Origin of the sequence: Neisseria sp. HMSC061H08, from assembly GCF_001836795.1 — a bacterium.
Taxonomy (GTDB): domain Bacteria; phylum Pseudomonadota; class Gammaproteobacteria; order Burkholderiales; family Neisseriaceae; genus Neisseria; species Neisseria subflava_A.
This window is the reverse complement of the sequence record NZ_KV830575.1, coordinates 243,417-261,501: the sequence shown is the minus strand read 5'-3', so window position 1 is coordinate 261,501 and position 18,085 is coordinate 243,417. Positions and strand designations below refer to the sequence as shown.

General features: G+C 48.4%; 17 protein-coding genes. 7 read left to right on the top strand and 10 right to left on the bottom strand.

Annotated elements, in window-relative coordinates:
- Nucleotides 1-48 precede the first annotated feature (48 nt).
- The 3 genes from oppB to HMPREF2675_RS06330 all read right to left on the bottom strand — a co-directional run bounded on the left by oppB (nucleotide 49) and on the right by HMPREF2675_RS06330 (nucleotide 4,693).
- Nucleotides 49-969, bottom strand: a complete 921-nt coding sequence (gene oppB, locus HMPREF2675_RS06340) for an oligopeptide ABC transporter permease OppB (RefSeq protein WP_036490316.1) — start codon at nucleotides 967-969, stop codon at nucleotides 49-51.
- A gap of 232 nt (nucleotides 970-1,201) precedes the next feature.
- Nucleotides 1,202-2,998 carry an aminopeptidase P family protein gene (locus HMPREF2675_RS06335; protein WP_070814435.1) on the bottom strand — a complete coding sequence of 599 codons (1,797 nt, stop codon included), beginning with the start codon at nucleotides 2,996-2,998 and terminating at the stop codon, nucleotides 1,202-1,204.
- A gap of 75 nt (nucleotides 2,999-3,073) precedes the next feature.
- Nucleotides 3,074-4,693, bottom strand: coding sequence for an ABC transporter substrate-binding protein (locus HMPREF2675_RS06330; protein WP_070814434.1), 1,620 nt, complete (start codon nucleotides 4,691-4,693; stop codon nucleotides 3,074-3,076).
- 325 nt (nucleotides 4,694-5,018) lie between these two features.
- On the opposite strand from HMPREF2675_RS06330, the gene HMPREF2675_RS06325 reads away from it, so the two are divergent.
- The 6 genes from HMPREF2675_RS06325 to HMPREF2675_RS06300 all read left to right on the top strand — a co-directional run bounded on the left by HMPREF2675_RS06325 (nucleotide 5,019) and on the right by HMPREF2675_RS06300 (nucleotide 11,431).
- Nucleotides 5,019-6,089, top strand: coding sequence for a porin (locus tag HMPREF2675_RS06325; RefSeq protein ID WP_070814433.1), 1,071 nt, complete (start codon nucleotides 5,019-5,021; stop codon nucleotides 6,087-6,089).
- A 127-nt stretch (nucleotides 6,090-6,216) separates the two neighbouring features.
- Nucleotides 6,217-7,731, top strand: coding sequence for a polyamine aminopropyltransferase (locus tag HMPREF2675_RS06320; RefSeq protein ID WP_070814432.1), 1,515 nt, complete (start codon nucleotides 6,217-6,219; stop codon nucleotides 7,729-7,731).
- Nucleotides 7,732-7,898: 167 nt separating this feature from the next.
- Nucleotides 7,899-8,366 carry an FxsA family protein gene (locus HMPREF2675_RS06315; protein WP_070814431.1) on the top strand — a complete coding sequence of 156 codons (468 nt, stop codon included), beginning with the start codon at nucleotides 7,899-7,901 and terminating at the stop codon, nucleotides 8,364-8,366.
- 178 nt (nucleotides 8,367-8,544) lie between these two features.
- Nucleotides 8,545-10,392, top strand: a complete 1,848-nt coding sequence (locus tag HMPREF2675_RS06310) for a lytic transglycosylase domain-containing protein (RefSeq protein ID WP_070814430.1) — start codon at nucleotides 8,545-8,547, stop codon at nucleotides 10,390-10,392.
- Between the two features lie 277 nt (nucleotides 10,393-10,669).
- Nucleotides 10,670-10,882: a 30S ribosomal protein S21 gene (rpsU, locus tag HMPREF2675_RS06305; RefSeq protein ID WP_003680926.1), complete on the top strand. Its 213-nt coding sequence runs from the start codon at nucleotides 10,670-10,672 to the stop codon at nucleotides 10,880-10,882.
- Nucleotides 10,883-10,984: 102 nt separating this feature from the next.
- A complete protein-coding gene (locus HMPREF2675_RS06300) occupies nucleotides 10,985-11,431 on the top strand; it encodes a GatB/YqeY domain-containing protein (RefSeq protein ID WP_070814429.1) in 447 nt (148 codons plus the stop codon).
- Nucleotides 11,432-11,518: 87 nt separating this feature from the next.
- Here the strand turns inward: HMPREF2675_RS06300 and HMPREF2675_RS06295 are convergent, their stop codons facing one another.
- A complete protein-coding gene (locus HMPREF2675_RS06295) occupies nucleotides 11,519-11,884 on the bottom strand; it encodes a hypothetical protein (protein WP_070814428.1) in 366 nt (121 codons plus the stop codon).
- Entirely contained in the window at nucleotides 11,881-12,186 is a 306-nt protein-coding gene (locus HMPREF2675_RS06290; RefSeq protein WP_070814427.1) for a hypothetical protein, read from the bottom strand. Before HMPREF2675_RS06290 ends, HMPREF2675_RS06295 begins: the two co-directional genes overlap by 4 nt.
- A gap of 149 nt (nucleotides 12,187-12,335) precedes the next feature.
- Here HMPREF2675_RS06290 and HMPREF2675_RS06285 point away from each other — a divergent pair, with 149 nt between their 5' ends.
- Entirely contained in the window at nucleotides 12,336-12,722 is a 387-nt protein-coding gene (locus HMPREF2675_RS06285) for a helix-turn-helix domain-containing protein (RefSeq protein ID WP_003760765.1), read from the top strand.
- 135 nt (nucleotides 12,723-12,857) lie between these two features.
- Here HMPREF2675_RS06285 and accD read toward each other — a convergent pair whose 3' ends face one another.
- From accD to pheT, 5 genes are all read right to left on the bottom strand, one after another.
- Nucleotides 12,858-13,724: an acetyl-CoA carboxylase, carboxyltransferase subunit beta gene (accD, locus tag HMPREF2675_RS06280; protein ID WP_003745975.1), complete on the bottom strand. Its 867-nt coding sequence runs from the start codon at nucleotides 13,722-13,724 to the stop codon at nucleotides 12,858-12,860.
- 74 nt (nucleotides 13,725-13,798) lie between these two features.
- Nucleotides 13,799-14,584, bottom strand: a complete 786-nt coding sequence (gene trpA / locus HMPREF2675_RS06275; protein WP_070814426.1) for a tryptophan synthase subunit alpha — start codon at nucleotides 14,582-14,584, stop codon at nucleotides 13,799-13,801.
- A gap of 325 nt (nucleotides 14,585-14,909) precedes the next feature.
- Nucleotides 14,910-15,257, bottom strand: coding sequence for a hypothetical protein (locus HMPREF2675_RS06270; RefSeq protein ID WP_070814425.1), 348 nt, complete (start codon nucleotides 15,255-15,257; stop codon nucleotides 14,910-14,912).
- Nucleotides 15,241-15,543, bottom strand: coding sequence for an integration host factor subunit alpha (locus HMPREF2675_RS06265; protein ID WP_003680933.1), 303 nt, complete (start codon nucleotides 15,541-15,543; stop codon nucleotides 15,241-15,243). The genes HMPREF2675_RS06270 and HMPREF2675_RS06265 overlap by 17 nt, the downstream gene beginning before the upstream one ends.
- A 115-nt stretch (nucleotides 15,544-15,658) precedes the next feature.
- A complete protein-coding gene (gene pheT / locus HMPREF2675_RS06260; protein WP_070814424.1) occupies nucleotides 15,659-18,022 on the bottom strand; it encodes a phenylalanine--tRNA ligase subunit beta in 2,364 nt (787 codons plus the stop codon).
- Nucleotides 18,023-18,085: the final 63 nt, after the last annotated feature.

The following is an 18,085-nucleotide window of genomic DNA, read 5'->3' as shown; positions in this document are numbered from 1 at the left end:
TTTCTTCAGGCCGTCTGAACGTTTCAGACGGCCTTTGCGCAAATGGGATTAATAACGGATTTTCGGGTCAATAATGGCATACAGAATATCGAGGATGGCGTTGAACAAAATGGTCATGATGCCCACCAAAATCGTCAAACCCAAAATCATGCCGTAGTCGCGGTTGAGCGCGCCGTTGACAAACAATTGTCCGACGCCGGGAATACCGAACACGTTTTCAATCACAATGGAGCCGGTGATGATGCCGACGAATGCCGGGCCTAAGAAAGAAACAATCGGCAGCATGGCCGGACGCAGCGCATGGCGCAGGATGATGCGGCTCATGGGCAGGCCTTTGGCGCGTGCCGTGCGGATAAAGGGGCTGTTCAATACTTCAATCATCGCGCCGCGCGTAATCCGCGCGATACTGGATACATAACCGATGGACAAAGTAACGACGGGCAGAATCAAGTTCATCAGTGCGCCATCGTTCCAGCCGCCGGCAGGCAGCCATTGCAGTCTGACGGCAAACACCAGCACCAATACCGGCGCCATCACAAAGCTGGGAACGACGATACCGGTCATCGCACCGCTCATCAGCGCATAATCCAGCCAACTGTTTTGTTTTAAGGCGGCGATGATGCCGATAAACATGCCGAAGATGGCGGCAATCAAAAAGGCGTAGAAGCCGAGTTCCGCCGATACCGGCAGGGATTGGGCAAGCAACTCATTAACGCTGAAATCTTTATATTTGAACGACGGCCCCAAATCCCCCTGCGCCAACTGCTTGAGGTAGTGGAAATATTGGAGGTACATCGGATCATTGAGATGATATTTGGCTTCAATATTGGCCATGACCGCAGGCGGTAAATTGCGTTCGCCTGTGAACGGGCTGCCCGGTGCGAGCCGCATCAGGAAAAACGATACGGTAATCAACACCAGCATGGTCGGGATGGAAGCACATATCCGTTTGATGATGAATTTCAACATAATCAGGCTGTCCTGTCTGAACATACCGGACTCGTGAAAACAAAGCTGACCTGAAGCGGAAATCGGATGAATGGCAGCAGGCATCTGTAACGTCGCCGCGCCGGTTTCTCTCTCTATTCCGACCGGGTTATTGTTTTTATTCGGAGTCGGGTAAGGTTTTGTAGTTTGTAGATAATTGTTGTTATCAGGCCGTCTGAAACTTTGTATCCGCCGTTTCAGACGGCCTTTCACGTTAACGCGCCAAAGGTTCGGTGCGTTCGATCAGCCATGCTTTGGCCGCGCCTTCTGTCAAAGGCTCGAGACGGCGGCGCACTTCGGCGTGATATTGGTTCAGCCATTCGATTTCGCTTCCGGTCATCAGCTTGGTATCGATGAGGCGCGTATCGATCGGACAGAGGGTAACGGTCTCGAAATACAGGAATTTACCGAACTCGGTTTCCTCAGGATTTTCAACCGGACGGTTGATGACCAAGCTTTCAATACGGATACCCCATTTGCCCGGACGGTAAAGACCCGGCTCGTTGGACGTCAGCATGCCTGACTTCATTGCGTGATGCGGTTGCGGTACGGCGGCAACGGCAATGCTTTGCGGGCCTTCGTGCACATTGAGGAAATAGCCCACGCCATGACCTGTACCGTGACCGTAGTCGCATTGCGCCTGCCAGAGCGATTTGCGGCAGATGGCATCAATCATCGGACCTTTGATGTTTTCAGGGAAAATGGTTTCCGCCAGAGAAATATGCGCTTTCAACACCAAAGTGTAGTCGCGTTTCATGGCCGCACTCGGATTGCCGACAGGCACCACGCGCGTGATGTCGGTCGTACCACCCCAGTATTGGCCGCCGGAGTCAATCAGCAGCATACCGTCGCCTTTGATTTTGCTGTTGTTTTCCGGTGTCGCGCTGTAATGAGGTAAGGCGGCATTGGCATTGTAGCCGGCGATGGTGTCGAAACTTGGCGAAATAAAGCCGGGACGTTGGCTGCGGTGTTTGTAGAGCATGCCGTCGATGTCCAACTCGCTCAATTCGCCGCCGTCTGCCAAGATTTGTTCAAACTCGGCAAAGAAGCCGCACAATGCCGCGCCGTCTTCCGCCATGGTATTGCGGATATGGGCGATGTCGGCATCGGATTTGACTGATTTGAAGAATGTGCTGGGGTGGATGGCTTCAATCAAACGAACGTCTTCAGGCAGGCGGCGCAAAGTACCGACGGCGGTTTTATTCGGATCAATCAGCAATGCACCCTTAACGTCTGCCAAATAGTCTGCCGCCTGCGCATAAGGCAACACTTCAAAACCTGCCGCTTTCAAGGCTTCGGCGGATTCGGCTTTCAGACGGCCTGCATCGGTAAACAATACGGCTTTGTCTTGGCTTATAAACAAATGGGACAAGAACACGGGGTTGAACGGCACATCATCGCCGCGCAGATTGGTAATCCAAGCGATGTCGTCCAAAGAGGAAACCAAATGCGCATCTGCACCCTGCTCTTTCATGGCCGTACGGATACGGGCCAGTTTTTCGGCTGCAGTTTCGGAAACGTAGTCGGGATGGTGAACGTAGATTTCCGGAGTAGGCAATGCAGGACGGTCGTCCCACACTTCGTCCAACAAGGTTTCAGGATATTCGAGGCGGATGTTTTTGGCGGCAAGTGCCTGTTTCAAACCGCGCTCGCCGCTGAGTGCGAACATATCGGCAGGCGCGCCGACCACTGCGCCCTCGGGCAGATTTTGTGCCAACCACTCGGTATAAGGCGCATCAACGCCCATTTTTTGCAGCTCGATGCCGTTTGGCGCAAGCTGTTGACCTGCCTGTTCCCAATAGCGGCTGTCCGTCCACACGCCAGCTTTATCGGCGGTTACCACCAAAGTGCCGGCCGAACCGGTAAAGCCGGAAAAATCGCGGCGCGCCTGCCAATGCTCGGGCAGGTATTCGGAAAGGTGCGGATCGGCGGAAGGAATGACAAACGCGTCCACGCCATGTTTTTTCATGGCTTCGCGTAAAGCGGACAAACGTTGTTGTACAGATTTCATGTGTTATGTCTCCTATTGTTTCAGACGGCCCCTGTCATCAAGGCCGTCTGAAAATTTGTGCTGTCTATCATCAATCTATTTTTTCGGTGCGAACGACCAGCTCTTGACTGTATAGTTCCGCAAAGGGTCTTTGTCGGAATAGCCGATAATATCAGGTTTGACCATACGCACTTCAACCTGATGATACAGCGGAATCAGCGCAGCGTCTTCTTGAAGCTGCTTCTCCGCATCGGCATAGAGCTGGCTGCGCGCTTCCTTGCTGACACCATCTTTCAGCGTATTGTTCATAAATGCGTCAAACGCCGCACTTTTGTAGCGGAATGCATTGTTTGAATTGTTGGATTTCAAGATATTGAGCATACCTGCCGGATCGTTGAAATCGGAACACCAGCCGCTGAACGAAACCTTAAAATTGCCTTGCGCGCGCGTATCCAAATAAGTTTTCCATTCCTCGTTGGACAAAGTCGGACGGATAAACGGAATGGCGGCCTTCCACACCGACTGCACGGCAGTGATTTGTTTTTTAGACGCTTCGCTGGTGCTGTACAAAATATCGAACTCAAGCGGATGCTCATCGTTGTAGCCTGCTTCGTTCAACAGTTTACGCGCGGTTTCGATGCGTTTTTCAGGCGTCCATTCTTTCCACTCCGGATAAACAGGAATCACGCCCTGCATTTGCGGCGGCGTCAATTGGAAGGCAGGCGTATCGCCGCGGCCGCCCACTTTGACGACAATGTCGCGGCGCGTCAGCATATTGAGCGCCTTGCGGACGCGCGGATCATTAAACGGCGCCGCTTCGTGGTTCGGCTCCAAATACCAGCTACACAAAGAAGTTGTACGTTTCACTTGTCCCGGAAACTCAATATCCGCCACTTTGACCTGATCACTAGGAATGCCATAAGTCACATCAATTTCATTGGCGCGATAACGGTTGTACTCACCGCTGCCTGACAAGAAAACCGCCTTCGGAATGGCCACTTTGTCTTTATCGTAATAATTAGGATTGCGTTCCATATTGATGTGGCTGTTGACTTTCCAATCCTTTAACAGATAAGCGCCACTGGAAACATAATGACCGGGCTGCGTCCACTTGTTGCCGTATTTTTCGACAGTGGCGCGGTGCACCGGAAAAGTGAATTGCTGAATCAGCATATCGGGGAAATAAGGTACGGGCGCAATCAGCGTAAATTGCAGGGTTTTTGCGTCCAACGCCTTAACGCCCAATGTCTCAGGCTTGGCTTTGCCGTTTAATATATCTTCCGCATTTTCCACTTGGGCATCGACCAAATAGCTGCCGAAAGGTGCGCCCGTGGCCGGATCGGCAAGACGGCGGAAGCTGTACACAAAATCCTCGGCGGTAATCGGATCGCCATTGCTCCATTTGGCATCACGCAGATGGAAAGTCCAGACACGCTCGCCCTTGCTTTCCCATCTTTCCGCCAAAGCAGGAATGGTTTTGCCTTCGGCATCCGTACCGACCAAACCATCCATCAGCTGGCGGATAATCGCACCCGCCGCCATATCGCCGCTCATCTGTGGGTCCAGCGTGCCCGGCTCGACGCCGTTGCTGACCACCACGCGCTCATAATCGGTACGCTTAAACTCAGGGGCGGGTTTGACATCGCGGCTGCACGCCGACAACGCAAATACGGCGGCCAATGATGCAGCCAACAGCGGATAGGTTTTTCCGGCCATATTTCATTCCTTCTTTTGGGTATTCTTCTTTTTCAGACGGCCTGATTATTCAAACTACACTTAACTACAAATATTTGAGGTTTTTAAACCCAGTTAAATCCTCTATTTCTAAATATAAAAATAGTGTTTAAAACTACCTATACCATCGAAATAAAAGCAGCCGTCTAAGATTGTCGGCAAATTAACACAAAAATACGTAACTGAAAACTATTTTTCAATTTATCCTACGATAAGTTACAAATGTATTGATTTTTTATAATTTGTCAAATAAGATTATCCGAATTTCCCGTCCCCAATTAAGAAAAAGACATAAAAGGAGAACAAAATGAACAAGTTATCTTGTTTTGTTGCCACTACCCTCATCGGCTCTTCCATAAGCTTCGCCCACGCCGAACCTAAAATGAGCGGCACCATCTACATCATGACCGAGGTCGAACACAACAATAAAACCGGCGTCACCAATACAACCATTTCCGATAAAAGTTCCAGTCTTTATCTCTCCGATGAAGTACGACTCAACAACGACTTATGGCTGAAATGGCAACTTGGCTCCTTTATTTACTTCGATTCCGACCGCTGGGGCGGCTGGGGTACTGCCGACTCATACGTCGCTCTCAACAGCTACAAAAACCTTGGCACCGTCAAAATGGGTTACATCAGTACGCCCATGAACAGCATTTATCTGAACCCGTTCGACACCAACAGCCCGATTTTGGAGTTCGGCAAAATTTCTCGCTTCGGCCAACGCCGTGTTTCCATGGCTTATGAGTCGCCTTGGAAAAACGGTTTCCAATTCAAATTCAACGTTTCCCCCGGTTCCAATGCCGCGCGCAACAACAATGACTGGAATCCGGACAAAAAACGTGACGGCGACTGGGTCTTCGGCTGGGGCGTGGACTACTACCACCCCAACAACGGCTTTAACGCGCACTACGCTGCCGAATACGCACCCAACGACTCTCCAACCGAAACCAAAGACTTCCAAGCCCATGCATTCATGGCCGGATACAGCAAAGACAAAATCTCCGTCGATGCCGCATTCCAATACGCCAAAAATACTTGCGACGGCTTCAGCTGCTGGGGCGTATGGAAAGATGCGGCAGGCAACGTAGCCGGTTCTTACGACAAAGAAATCAACAACACCAAAGAATTTATGGTGTCCGGCTCATACAAAGTAGGAAATTTCAAACCTCAAATCGGCTTTGCCTACGGTAAAAGCTCTGTCGGCGAAGACTACAAACACGTCGCCGTCAGCACCGATTACAGCTTCTCCAAACGGACAACTGCCACACTCGGCGCCGGCTGGTTGAAAGAAAACGTCAATCCGAAATACGACGAAGATTTGCCGAAAAAATCTTCTTACGCAGTGGGCATGGTATTCAAACACCGCTATTAATGCCTGACAGATTAAAGGCCGTCTGAAACAATTTGTTCAGACGGCCTTTTCTACATCCTATAATTAAACTTGCAGCCCACCTTAAAAATTATTACATTGCCCACACTCAAGCAACAAAAACGTCATCATGAACGCCCACCGCACCCTCATCATCTCCGTTTTTATCGTCGCCAGCTGCGGCCTCGCTTATGAGCTCATCATCGCCGCGCTCGCAAGCTATCTTTTGGGCGACAGTATTTTGCAGTTTTCCTCCGTCATCGGGCTTTATCTGTTTTCAATGGGTATCGGTGCCCACCTGACCCAATACATCAAAGATAAAGACGTGTTGCACCGCTTTATCGAAATCGAACTTCTGGTCGGCATCATCGGCGGTATTTCCGCACTGGCATTATTTGTGGCCTTCGGTTTATCCGCCGCCCCGTTCCGCACCCTGCTCTACGCTTTTGTACTGATTGTCGGCATGGTTGTCGGCATGGAAATCCCTTTGGTTATGCGCGTGTTAAACCAAAAAGGTGCGGAATTTAAAGAACTCGTTTCCAAAGTATTGACCTTCGACTACTTGGGCGCACTTGCCGTCTCCTTATTATTTCCGCTCCTGCTCGCCCCCAAACTCGGCATGGCGCGTTCCGCCTTGTTGTTTGGCATCTTCAACGCCGCCGTCGCCTATCTGACCGCGCGCGTCTTCAAAGCCGAACTGCCCCGTTACCGCGCCATCCGCCTGCGTGCGCTGATTGTCTTGTCCATCCTCGCCATCATCTTCGTCTACGCCGACCGTATTTCCTTCAAAGCTGAACAAAGCTATTTTGGCGACCCCGTCGTCTATCAAAGCCACTCACCCTACCAGCGGCTGGTCGTTACCCGCTGGAAAGACGACACCCGCCTCTATATCAACGGCAACCTGCAATTCTCCTCACGCGACGAAGCCCGTTACCATGAAGCACTCGTTCTGCCTGCCATGCAGATGGTTCCCAACGCCGAACGCGTCCTGATTCTCGGCGGCGGCGACGGATTGGCGGCACGCGAAGTCTTAAAATATCCGCAGGTCAAAAATGTTACTTTGGTCGATCTCGACCCCGACATGACCGCCACTTTTAGAACCTCTGCCACCTTGAGTGCCCTAAACCAAGGCTCGCTGTCCCATCCCAAAATGCACGTCGTCAACGACGATGCCGCCAAATGGCTGGAAGGGTCGTCTGAAAAATTCGACGTTATCATCATCGACCTACCCGACCCGTCCAATTTCTCGCTTGGTAAACTTTACTCCGTCCCCATGTACCGCCTCGTTGCCCGCCATCTTGAGCCGCAGGGCAAAATTGTTGTGCAATCGACTTCGCCCTACTTCGCCCCCAATGCCTACTGGTCGGTCGTTGCCACCCTCGAAGCGGCCAAGCTGAATACCGCGCCCTATCATGTTTACGTCCCCTCCTTTGGCGAATGGGGATTTGTGTTGGCAGGGTTTGACCAAAACTTCCCTATTCCGCAAAAATTCGACGTACCCACACGTTATCTGAACGCCCAAACCGCCGCCGAAATGTTCCGCTTTCCGCCCGATATGGCAAGGCGCAAGGTTGAAGCAAATTATTTGAACAACCAAATCCTCGTCAGCTATTTTGAAAGCGATTGGAACAATGTGATGCGATAGAATATCTAAAGGCCGTCTGAAACATCTGTCTTCTTTTTATCTCCGTTCAGACGGCCTCATTACCCGTTTACCCTTTTTCACACAGCATTTGCTTGAAAAAATAAGGTTTATCTTTATCTAGATAAAACACAATCGACACTATCCGTTGAATGAAGGAACAAACACTTATGCAGTATTTTGGAATCGGTTTTTTGGTTTTAATCTTTTTGGAAATCATGTCCATCGTCTGGGTTGCCGACTGGCTTGGCGGCGGTTGGACGCTGTTTTTGATGGCTCTCAGCTTTATCAGCGGTATCTTCATGCTGCGCCATACCGGCATCTCCGGCTTATTGCTCGCAGGCGCAGCCGTCCGCAGCGGACAAAACATTTCCCTCTATCAGATGCTGTGGCCGATTCGCTATACTGCCGCCGCGGTTTTCCTGCTCAGCCCCGGCTTTATTTCAACCGCCGTTGCCCTGCTCTTGCTGATTCCGTTTAAAGGCAACGCGGCCGTTTCTTCTACGCAGTCTTTCCAAAGCCGCCAGACTTACAGCTCCGCCAAAGATGATGAAGATATTATCGAAGGCGAATATACGGTTACGCGCACCAGCAAAGCCGACAAACCGCAAGACTATATCGAACACAAACCCGATTGACGACTTCCTTCATAACAGGCCGTCTGAAATAGGAATACCTCAAAAGTGTTTCATATTTCAGACGGCCTTAGTCATTTCCGGGCTTTGAAAATGTAAATATCAGTTTGTAATTCGGTTATTCCGCATAAATCATTTAAAATAATCAGCTATTTTGATTCTAAAAACGACACGGTACCCAATGAACGTTCAACGTCTTTTCCCTCTCTCCCTCAGCTTGATTACTGCCGCTGTTTTATCGGCGTGTGCCACCCAAAACACACCGACTGCTTCGAAAACCGAAAGCGTCGTTCAGCCTAAATCCACTTCTATTCCTTCACGCCGCGCCGACAGCGAATCCAAAGTCCTGTCCGATTACAGCCAATACCAAAGCGCCATCGATGCCGCCAAACGCGGCGACGATGCTTGGGTACAACAATTTTTATCCCAAGCCAGCGACAGCGCAATGGCTGAAAACGTCCGCAACGAATGGCTGAAAACCTTGGGCGCGCGCGGCCAATGGGATTTGTTCCGTCAAGAATTCAGCAAATTGAACGCCGCCGGCGTCGCACAAGAAGTGCAATGTTATGCCGATTTGAGCAGCGGCAATGACAGCAAAGCCGCCGAGCTAGTTCGCGTCACCGGCAAACTGCCTGCCGGCTGTACCCGCTTGGTCGAAAGCGCGGCAGCTTCAGGCCGTCTGAACACCAACGACGCATGGCGTCGCGTACGCGGCTTGTTAAGCAACAGTCAAACCACAGATGCACGCAACCTCGCCGCCGCATTGGGCAGCCCGTTTGAAGGTGGCGCGCAAGGTTCGACCGAATACAGCCTGTTGAGCGTAATCGGCAAAGATGCACGTAAATCCGTTTCTGCCGCCGCCACCCTGTCCGGCATGGAATCCGGCCTCAGCCGTGAACAACGCAGCTTCGCATGGGGCGTATTGGGCCACTACCATGCACAAAGCCAAAATATGCCAACCGCTTTGAGCTACTACGGCCGCGTTTCCGACCGCAAACAACTGACCGACGAACAATTAGAATGGTACGCGCGTGCCGCTTTACGCCTGCAACGTTGGGACGAATTGGCAAGCGTGATTCAGCATATGCCTGAAAAACTGCAAAAAGACCCGACATGGCAATATTGGCTGGGCCGCAGCTTTGCCGCACAAGGCAAAAGCAGCCACGCCAAAGAAATGTACGAAAAAGCCGCCGCTTCCGGCCGCAATTTCTACGCCGTAATGGCAGGTGAAGAACTGGGCCACCGCATCAATACTCGCAACAACGTTTCCGATGCCGATGCCAGAGACGTCCGCCGCATGAGCGAAGACGGTGCCATCAAACGCGCATTGGTTCTGTTTAAAAACAGCCAAAGCAACGGCGATTCCAAAATGCGCCGTCAGGCGCAGGCAGAATGGCGTTTTGCCACCCGCGACTTCAACGAAGACAACCTGCTGACTGCCGCGCAAGTCGCTTTTGACAACCAGTTCTACGACATGGCAATCAACAGCGCCGATCGTACCGACCACAAACTCAACTACAAACTGCGCTACCTCTCTCCGTTTAAAGACCTGACCATCCGCTATGCCGCACAGGCAGGCGTTGACCCTGCATGGGTTTACGGTTTGATTCGCCAAGAGAGTCGCTTTGTCATGGGCGCTCAATCCAGCGTCGGCGCACAAGGCCTGATGCAGGTCATGCCTGCAACCGCCCGCGAAATCGCCGGTAAAATCGGCATGAGCAGCAGCGAACTCTACACCATGGACGGCAACATCCGCATGGGTACTTGGTACATGGCAGATGCCAAACGCCGCCTGCAAAATAACGAAGTGATGGCTACCGCAGGCTACAATGCAGGCCCAGGCCGCGCCCGCAACTGGCAGGCTTCTTCGTCTTTGGAAGGTGCTATTTACGCCGAGACCATCCCATTCACCGAAACCCGTGATTACGTGAAAAAAGTCATGACCAACGCGACTTATTACGCGTCATTGTTCAACGAACCGCAAACTTCGTTGAAACAACGTATGGGTACTGTTCCCGGCCGCTATTAATACCCGATAGGCCGTCTGAAAAGTGAGACAGAATCCAACATTCAGACGGCCTACAACCTTGACAGACTATCGGGTTTATAAGATAATCGCCCGATTGTTTCTGACCGAAAAGGTCACTTGCACGGCAAAAGCCGACTTGTTAGGAGGTGATGTTTACATCACGGCGCGTATCCCGCCCTGCCCTCGGCAAACCAGCGATACAACAACTCCCCCATTATGACAAACCGTCCTCTATTTCTTAAAACGGTTTGATTGAACAAAATTTAAAGGAAATAAAATGCCTGCTATTCGTGTTAAAGAGAATGAACCATTTGAAGTTGCCATGCGTCGTTTCAAACGTGCCGTAGAAAAAACCGGTCTGTTGACCGAACTGCGCGCCCGTGAAGCGTACGAAAAACCAACTACCGAACGCAAACGCAAAAAAGCTGCTGCAGCCAAACGTCTGCAAAAACGCCTGCGCAGCCAACAACTGCCTCCTAAAATGTACTAATTACAGGCCTGCCCTGTGATAAACGACACACCGCAAGGGCAGCTTTGCGGTGTGTTTTGTTTTTCAGACGGCATCTTTTTATTGATATAAAGTGAGAACATTATGAGCCTAAAAATACAATTAACCGAAGACATGAAAACCGCCATGCGTGCCAAAGACCAAGTCTCTTTAAGCACCATCCGCCTGATTAATGCCGCCATCAAACAATTTGAAGTAGATGAGCGCACCGAAGCCGATGACGCAAAAGTCATCTCTATCCTGACCAAAATGGTAAAACAGCGCAAAGACAGCGCCAAAATTTATACCGAAGCCGGCCGTCAAGATTTGGCTGACAAAGAAAACGCAGAAATCGAAATCCTCAACCGCTACCTGCCGCAAATGATGTCCGCAGAAGAAATCAAAACTGCCGTGGAAGCAGCCGTTGCAGAAACCGGTGCATCAGGCATGGCCGATATGGGCAAAGTCATGGGCGTATTAAAAACCCGTCTGGCCGGCAAAGCCGACATGGGTGAAGTCAACAAAATCCTCAAAGCTGCGCTGACTTCATAATTGAATACAGACCGCTTTGGGCGGATTCAAAAAAAGGTCGTCTGAAACCGAGATTTTGGGTTTCAGACGACCTTTTCCAGATAACCATTATTTTGTGTTATATCCTGTATGCATTTTCATCAAAAATTCAGCATTTGAATTATCATTTGTTATATTCTTCTCTTGATTATATATCTTAAATAGTTCATTTACATAAGCCAAACAAGCCAGCTTTTTTCGATCGAAAGGAAGTTCACTGAAATAATAATATAAATCGGGGTTTTGATCCGCTTCTCTCGTAAAGCTGATTAACTCTTCAAATGCCTCTCTATCCTGTCCAGAAATAATATAATTGTAAAGCCTATCTATGTGTAAATAAACTTTCATCTTGGCAGTATTCTTTTGAGAGAAATTTTTTATATAGCTCCAAATAAATGGGACTAAAACAAAAAGAAATATTAATAATACTTTCATTCCTTACCAACCCTAAAAATTAATATTAAAATCATATAAATTATCCCCCCAATTAATAATCCACTGATACCGGAAACAACTCCACACAATATAAAAGACCAAAATCCGCTAGGCAAAAATTGCTCATAAATATAACCTGAAGCAAAATAATTACCAATCATCAAAGGTAATATTAACAATAATCTACCTGAAAAAATTACCTCCATAAATCCACAAAACACCATAACCCAAACAAACTCATCTTTCGAGTCAAAATTAAAAATATATGCACATATCAAAAAAATTATTGCTATAAAACTCATACATAGCACCCTGAAACGACTGTTTCTGCATTTATTTAATACCTACTTAGATACAAAGATGCTATACTGAAAGTTAGATTTAAACCACCCACTAATCATATTGAATATCTATTTTTTAGTATCTAAATTCCGCCTAAAAGTGAGTAAGCATGGAACTTCATGAAAAAATTCGAGTAATGAGAGAAATGAACCAATGGTCTCAAGAAGAAATGGCAGAAAAATTGGCAATGTCTGCCAATGGGTATGCAAAGATAGAGCGTGGGCAAACTAAACTGACTTTTGATAAATTGAATCAGATTGCACAGATTTTTAAAATTGATGTAGTTGAATTGATTACAAAAGAAAAACCATTATTTCTTTTGGTCGGAGATAATAGCCATAATTACGGATCAAATTACTATGGCAACAATGAAGCGTTAATAGCTGAAAATGAAAAACTGAAACTGACAATATCTCATAATAATGAAATTATTCAACGACAAGAAAACGAGATTTTAGCTTTAAAAGAAATCATTTCTCTACTCAAAAAAAATTAACACTCTGAGACCTTTGCAAAATTTCCCAAAATCCCCTAAATTCCCACCAAGACATTTAGGGGATTTTGGGAAATTTTGCAAAGGTCTTAGGCCGTCTGAAATATGATTTTCAGACGGCCTTTCTTATTGTACTAATCAAGCAGCGGTTACTTTGTCCTCATGACGCAACAAGGTAATTAAATCGCTGATACGTTTTTTCATGGAACGGCGATCGACGATTTGGTCAATTGCGCCCTTCTCCAACAAAAATTCTGCACGTTGGAAACCTTCCGGCAAGGTTTCACGTACAGTCTGCTCGATAACGCGCGGACCGGCAAAACCGATCAGCGCATTCGGTTCTGCCAAAACCACATCACCCAAGAAGGCAAAGCTGGCAGACACGCCGCCCATGGTCGGGTCAGTCAATACGGAAATAAACGGCAGACGTTTTTCAGTCAGCAAATGCAAAGCCGCGCTGGTCTTCGTCATCTGCATCAAAGAGTTGACCCCTTCCTGCATACGCGCACCACCGGAAGCCGCCACGCAAATAAACGAACAATTATCTGCAACGGCACGGCGTACACCCTGAACGAAACGCTCGCCCACAACCGAGCCCATAGAGCCGCCGATAAAACGGAATTCAAACGCAGCCACCACGACAGGCAGGCCGTTCATGGTGCCTTTCATAACGACCAATGCATCGTCTTCGCCGGTTGCTTTACGTGCAGCCGCGAGGCGGTCGGGATATTTTTTACTGTCTTTGAATTTCAGCGGGTCGGTCGGTTTAATATTGGCTGCAATCTCTTCACGGCCTTCTTCATCCAACAGCAGATTCAAACGTTCGCGCGCAGAAAGCGGATTGTGATGATTACATTTCGGGCAGACTTCGCTGTTTTGCTTCAACTCGGTTGAATAAACCGTTGCCGAACAAGACGGACATTTGTGCCACAGGCCTTCAGGGACGCTGGACGAACTGCTTCGGTTTTTAATTTTCGGAGGAAGAATTTTATCTAGCCAGCTCATGAATGACTCCTTGGAATTCAGAATTCAGACGGCCTGTTGAATGCAAGGCCGTCTGAAACAATGGAATAAAAAATTTAGCGAATCGAGTCTTTCAACTCTTTAACCAACACGCCTACCGCTTCAGCCTCGCTACCTGCGTGGCTTTCAATCTCTTTGACGATACGGCTGCCGACAATAACGGCATCCGCTACCGCGCCAATTTTACGCGCACTCTCCGCATTATTAATGCCGAAGCCGACACCGATCGGAATATCAATATATTTGCGCAAAAGCTCTATTTTACGCGAAACTTCTTCAGTATCCAAACTTGCCGCACCGGTTACACCTTTGAGCGATACATAATACACAAAACCACCGGCTACTTTGGCAATCGTTTGAATACGCTCTTCAGTTGTTGTCGGCGCAATAAGGAAAATACAATCAATACCTTGTGCTTTCAACGAGTCATGCAGCGGGGTAATGGTTTCTACCGGGGAATCCACAGTCAACACACCATCTACGCCCGCGTCGGCAGCCTCTTGTGCAAACGCTTGATAACCCATTTTATGTACTGGGTTCAAATAGCCCATTAACACAATCGGCGTTTTATCATTGGTTTGGCGGAACAAACGTACTGTTTCCAATACGTCGTGCAAAGAAACATGATTTGCCAACGCCCTTTCGGCCGCACGCTGAATGGTCGGACCATCCGCCATCGGGTCAGAAAACGGCACACCCAGTTCCAAAATATCGGCACCGTTAGCCACCAGGCTGTGCATCAATGCCAGGGTCGTCTCAAGGTTGGGATCACCCACCGTAATATAAGGAATCAGTGCTTTTGCGCCATTGAGCGCTGAGAAAGTTTGTTGGATTCTGCTCATTTTCTGCTATCCATTTCATTGATTTGAATGTTGTCCGGCAGTCTGTTTATTCTGCCGACACATTTATTTTAAAAACCTCAGTCTGCCATGAAAAGGCGGCATCCATCCGCATTATCTAATGACTGTTTCTTCCCAATCGGCAAACAAGAGGCTAAGTATAACATTTACGGCTATTTCATAGAATCATTTGCAGTCAAGATTCTGATATTTTGAAAGCAATATAAAACAATAAAGGCCGTCTGAAAATCATTCAAACAGCCTTTATTAGAATCAATTATGCAAATCTTTGTATGCCTTCGCACTTTTGATCAGAATTTCCCATCGATTACAGCTCGACATGGTGGTTTTGTTGCTCAGAACCAAGATGACGCTCCAAATCAGACAAAACCTGCATCAGACCATGACGGACTTCTTCTGCATTGGCGGCAGGATTGCCGTTTACATCCAAAGCGCCACGGCTGAACGTATCAATATAAGGTTCAAACGTATCTTTAAGTTTCAACAACTTAACCACATCTGAGCGAGTATATCGATCGCCACCGTATCCAATCACAACATTATTTTCATGTTGCCATTGGGCAAACTGAGCCGGACTGATTTGCACCAATTGGCACATCTCATCCAACGTAAAATAACGCTTGGCAGGAATAACCGGGTTATTGTTGTTTGTCATAGTAATGCTCCACCATGCCTTTGAGTTTTTGGCTGGCATGGAAAGTTACCACACGGCGTGCGGTAATCGGCACTTCTTCGCCGGTTTTAGGGTTACGGCCCGGGCGTTGAGGTTTGTCGCGCAATTGGAAATTGCCGAAACCGGAAATTTTAATTTCTTCGCCACGCGCCAAAGTGCTGCGGATTTCTTCAAAAAAGAGCTCGACGATTTCTTTGGCATCATTTTTGGTGACGTTGCTGACTTTGTCGACCAAAATATCGGCCAATTCTGCTTTAGTTAGTGTCATGTGTTTACCTTCATTCAAACTGGTGCAATTATTACCAAAATTCTTTTAAAAATCAAGTCCTCACCAAAAAATCAAATATGATTGGCAATTTTTGGCGACAACTTTTATCTTCATTTTAAGCGCGAAGTTGCGCGTCTTTTTCGGCTGCGGCTTTAATCATTTTCGCAACCAAAGGCTCGATGACTTCATCTGTCAGCGTACTTTCCATATCCTGCAAAATGATTTTGACGGCAACGCTCTTCATGCCTTCAGGCACGCCTGTACCGCGGTAAACGTCAAATACGCTGATTTCTTGAACCAGCTTGTTCGCCGCCGCTTTCAGGGCATTTAACAAATCATCATGCGTTACAGCCTCAGGCATTACAAATGCCAAATCTCGGCGTGCAGGTTGGAATTTAGATACGGACTGATAACGGGTTTTCTCACGGCCCAATACCGCATCCATATCGATTTCAAATACCAGCGGTGCTTGTGGCAAGTCATATTTTTGCAGCCATTTCGGATGCAACTCGCCAACAAAACCAATTACTCGGCCGTCTGAAACAATATTGGCGGCACGTCCAGGATGCAATGCCGGATGTTCGGTCTTAACAAAGGATACTTCCTTGTTTTTCAAAAGGCTTTCAACATCGGCTTTCATATCGTAGAAATCTACGTTGCGTGTTTTCTCGCCCCATTGCTCAGGCAGCACGGAGCCATACCACAAACCGCCGATACGTTCGTTTTGAACAAATTGATCAGCCGAATCTTTGTTGAACACACGGGCAATTTCAAATACGCGCACACGGTTTTGCTTACGGTTCAAATTGTTTTGCAAAACTTCCACCAAACCGCCGATAAGCGTAGAACGCATGACGGCATACTGCGCCGCCAACGGATTTTGCAGGCGGATAGGATGGGTATTGGCAGCAAAGTCTTGCTCCCATTGCTCATCCACAAACGCATAGCTGACCACTTCACGGTAACCGCGTGCCGCCATTTCGTTATAAACCGCAAAACGCGGGCGTTTGGTTTCAGGCAAAGCCAACATTTTCAGACGGCCTGAAGTATAGTCGTCAGGAATATTTTCATAACCGTAAACACGACCGATTTCTTCAATCAAATCGGCTTCAATTTCAATATCGAAACGGAAGCTAGGAGAAGTGACACGGAAGCCTTCTACAGTTTTCTCAGGCTGCAAACCCAAGTGTTGCAAGATAATTTCGACTTGCTCGGCAGGGATTTCAACGCCCAATACCGTTTTCAGACGGCCTAAACGCAATTCAACCTGTTTAGCCTCAGGCAATTTGCCTTGTGCCTCAACCATTTCACCGGCCGCGCCACCGCAAATCTGCAACACCAATTCGGTAGCGCGCTCAATAGCATCAGCTTGCAAGCGGTAATCCACGCCACGCTCAAAGCGGAAAGAAGAATCCGAACCAAAACCGTATTGACGGGATTTGCCGGCAATAATCTCCGGGGCAAACCAAGCCGCTTCCAATACAATATTTTGCGTCTCATCAGAAACCGCACTTGCCTCTCCGCCCATCAGACCGGCCAAACTCAACACACCTTTTTCATCAGCGACCACCAGTGTATTGTCAGCCAAAGTAACGGTCTTCTCGTTCAGGCACGCCAACGTCTCGCCATTTTGAGCACGGCGGACAATCAAACTGCCCGACAGCTTGTCGGCATCGAAAACATGCATCGGCTGACCGATTTCCAGCATGACATAGTTACCAATGTCCACTAATGCGGAAATGCTGCGGATACCGCTGCGTTCCAAACGTTGTTTCATCCAATCGGGAGTAGCCGCTTTCGCATTGACATTTTCAATAACGCGACTGATAAAACGGCCGCAGTCGGCCGGTGCGTCAATACGGACAGCCTGTTTTTTCTCACTGCCGATAGAGGCCGTCTGAATTTCAACAGGCCTAAACGCACATTGAGTCAACGCAGAAACCTCACGCGCAATACCCTTAACGCTCAAGCAATCAGCGCGGTTAGGCGTAATTTTCAACGTAAACAGCGTATCGTCCAAATCCAAGTATTCGCGGATGTTGGTACCGACAGGCGCATCTTCAGGCAGAATGTGCAGACCGTCTACACCATCATCTGGCAAACCCAGTTCATTGGTCGAACACAACATACCGTTTGATGGTACGCCGCGCATTTTAGTCGGCTTAATTTTGAAATTGCCCGGCAAAACGGCACCCGGCAAGGAACACGGCACTTTAATACCCGGCTTGACATTCGGTGCACCACAAACAATCTGAACCAACTCGCCCGTACCAGCATCAACTTGGGTAACGTTCAAACGGTCTGCATCAGGATGTTTTTCAACGGATTTTACTTCGGCAACAACCACGCCACTGAAAGCAGGGGCAGCAGTATCGATTTCTTCCACTTCCAAACCGGCCATGGTCAAAAGATGTTCCAGTTTATCGGCAGAAAGATCAGGATTGGCTTGGGTTTTCAGCCATGAATAAGGAAATTGCATATTATTTTCTCTACTATCAGGCCGTCTGAAACAAATTTTTATCAGACGAAATCAGTAATATCT

Bases quoted from the DNA above. Each gene is read 5' to 3' on its own strand.
- oppB (WP_036490316.1), bottom strand. From the start codon at position 969: ATGTTGAAATTCATCATCAAACGGATATGTGCTTCCATCCCGACCATG.
- HMPREF2675_RS06335 (WP_070814435.1), bottom strand. From the start codon at position 2,998: ATGAAATCTGTACAACAACGTTTGTCCGCTTTACGCGAAGCCATGAAA.
- HMPREF2675_RS06330 (WP_070814434.1), bottom strand. From the start codon at position 4,693: ATGGCCGGAAAAACCTATCCGCTGTTGGCTGCATCATTGGCCGCCGTA.
- HMPREF2675_RS06325 (WP_070814433.1), top strand. From the start codon at position 5,019: ATGAACAAGTTATCTTGTTTTGTTGCCACTACCCTCATCGGCTCTTCC.
- HMPREF2675_RS06320 (WP_070814432.1), top strand. From the start codon at position 6,217: ATGAACGCCCACCGCACCCTCATCATCTCCGTTTTTATCGTCGCCAGC.
- HMPREF2675_RS06315 (WP_070814431.1), top strand. From the start codon at position 7,899: ATGCAGTATTTTGGAATCGGTTTTTTGGTTTTAATCTTTTTGGAAATC.
- HMPREF2675_RS06310 (WP_070814430.1), top strand. From the start codon at position 8,545: ATGAACGTTCAACGTCTTTTCCCTCTCTCCCTCAGCTTGATTACTGCC.
- rpsU (WP_003680926.1), top strand. From the start codon at position 10,670: ATGCCTGCTATTCGTGTTAAAGAGAATGAACCATTTGAAGTTGCCATG.
- HMPREF2675_RS06300 (WP_070814429.1), top strand. From the start codon at position 10,985: ATGAGCCTAAAAATACAATTAACCGAAGACATGAAAACCGCCATGCGT.
- HMPREF2675_RS06295 (WP_070814428.1), bottom strand. From the start codon at position 11,884: ATGAAAGTATTATTAATATTTCTTTTTGTTTTAGTCCCATTTATTTGG.
- HMPREF2675_RS06290 (WP_070814427.1), bottom strand. From the start codon at position 12,186: ATGAGTTTTATAGCAATAATTTTTTTGATATGTGCATATATTTTTAAT.
- HMPREF2675_RS06285 (WP_003760765.1), top strand. From the start codon at position 12,336: ATGGAACTTCATGAAAAAATTCGAGTAATGAGAGAAATGAACCAATGG.
- accD (WP_003745975.1), bottom strand. From the start codon at position 13,724: ATGAGCTGGCTAGATAAAATTCTTCCTCCGAAAATTAAAAACCGAAGC.
- trpA (WP_070814426.1), bottom strand. From the start codon at position 14,584: ATGAGCAGAATCCAACAAACTTTCTCAGCGCTCAATGGCGCAAAAGCA.
- HMPREF2675_RS06270 (WP_070814425.1), bottom strand. From the start codon at position 15,257: ATGACAAACAACAATAACCCGGTTATTCCTGCCAAGCGTTATTTTACG.
- HMPREF2675_RS06265 (WP_003680933.1), bottom strand. From the start codon at position 15,543: ATGACACTAACTAAAGCAGAATTGGCCGATATTTTGGTCGACAAAGTC.
- pheT (WP_070814424.1), bottom strand. From the start codon at position 18,022: ATGCAATTTCCTTATTCATGGCTGAAAACCCAAGCCAATCCTGATCTT.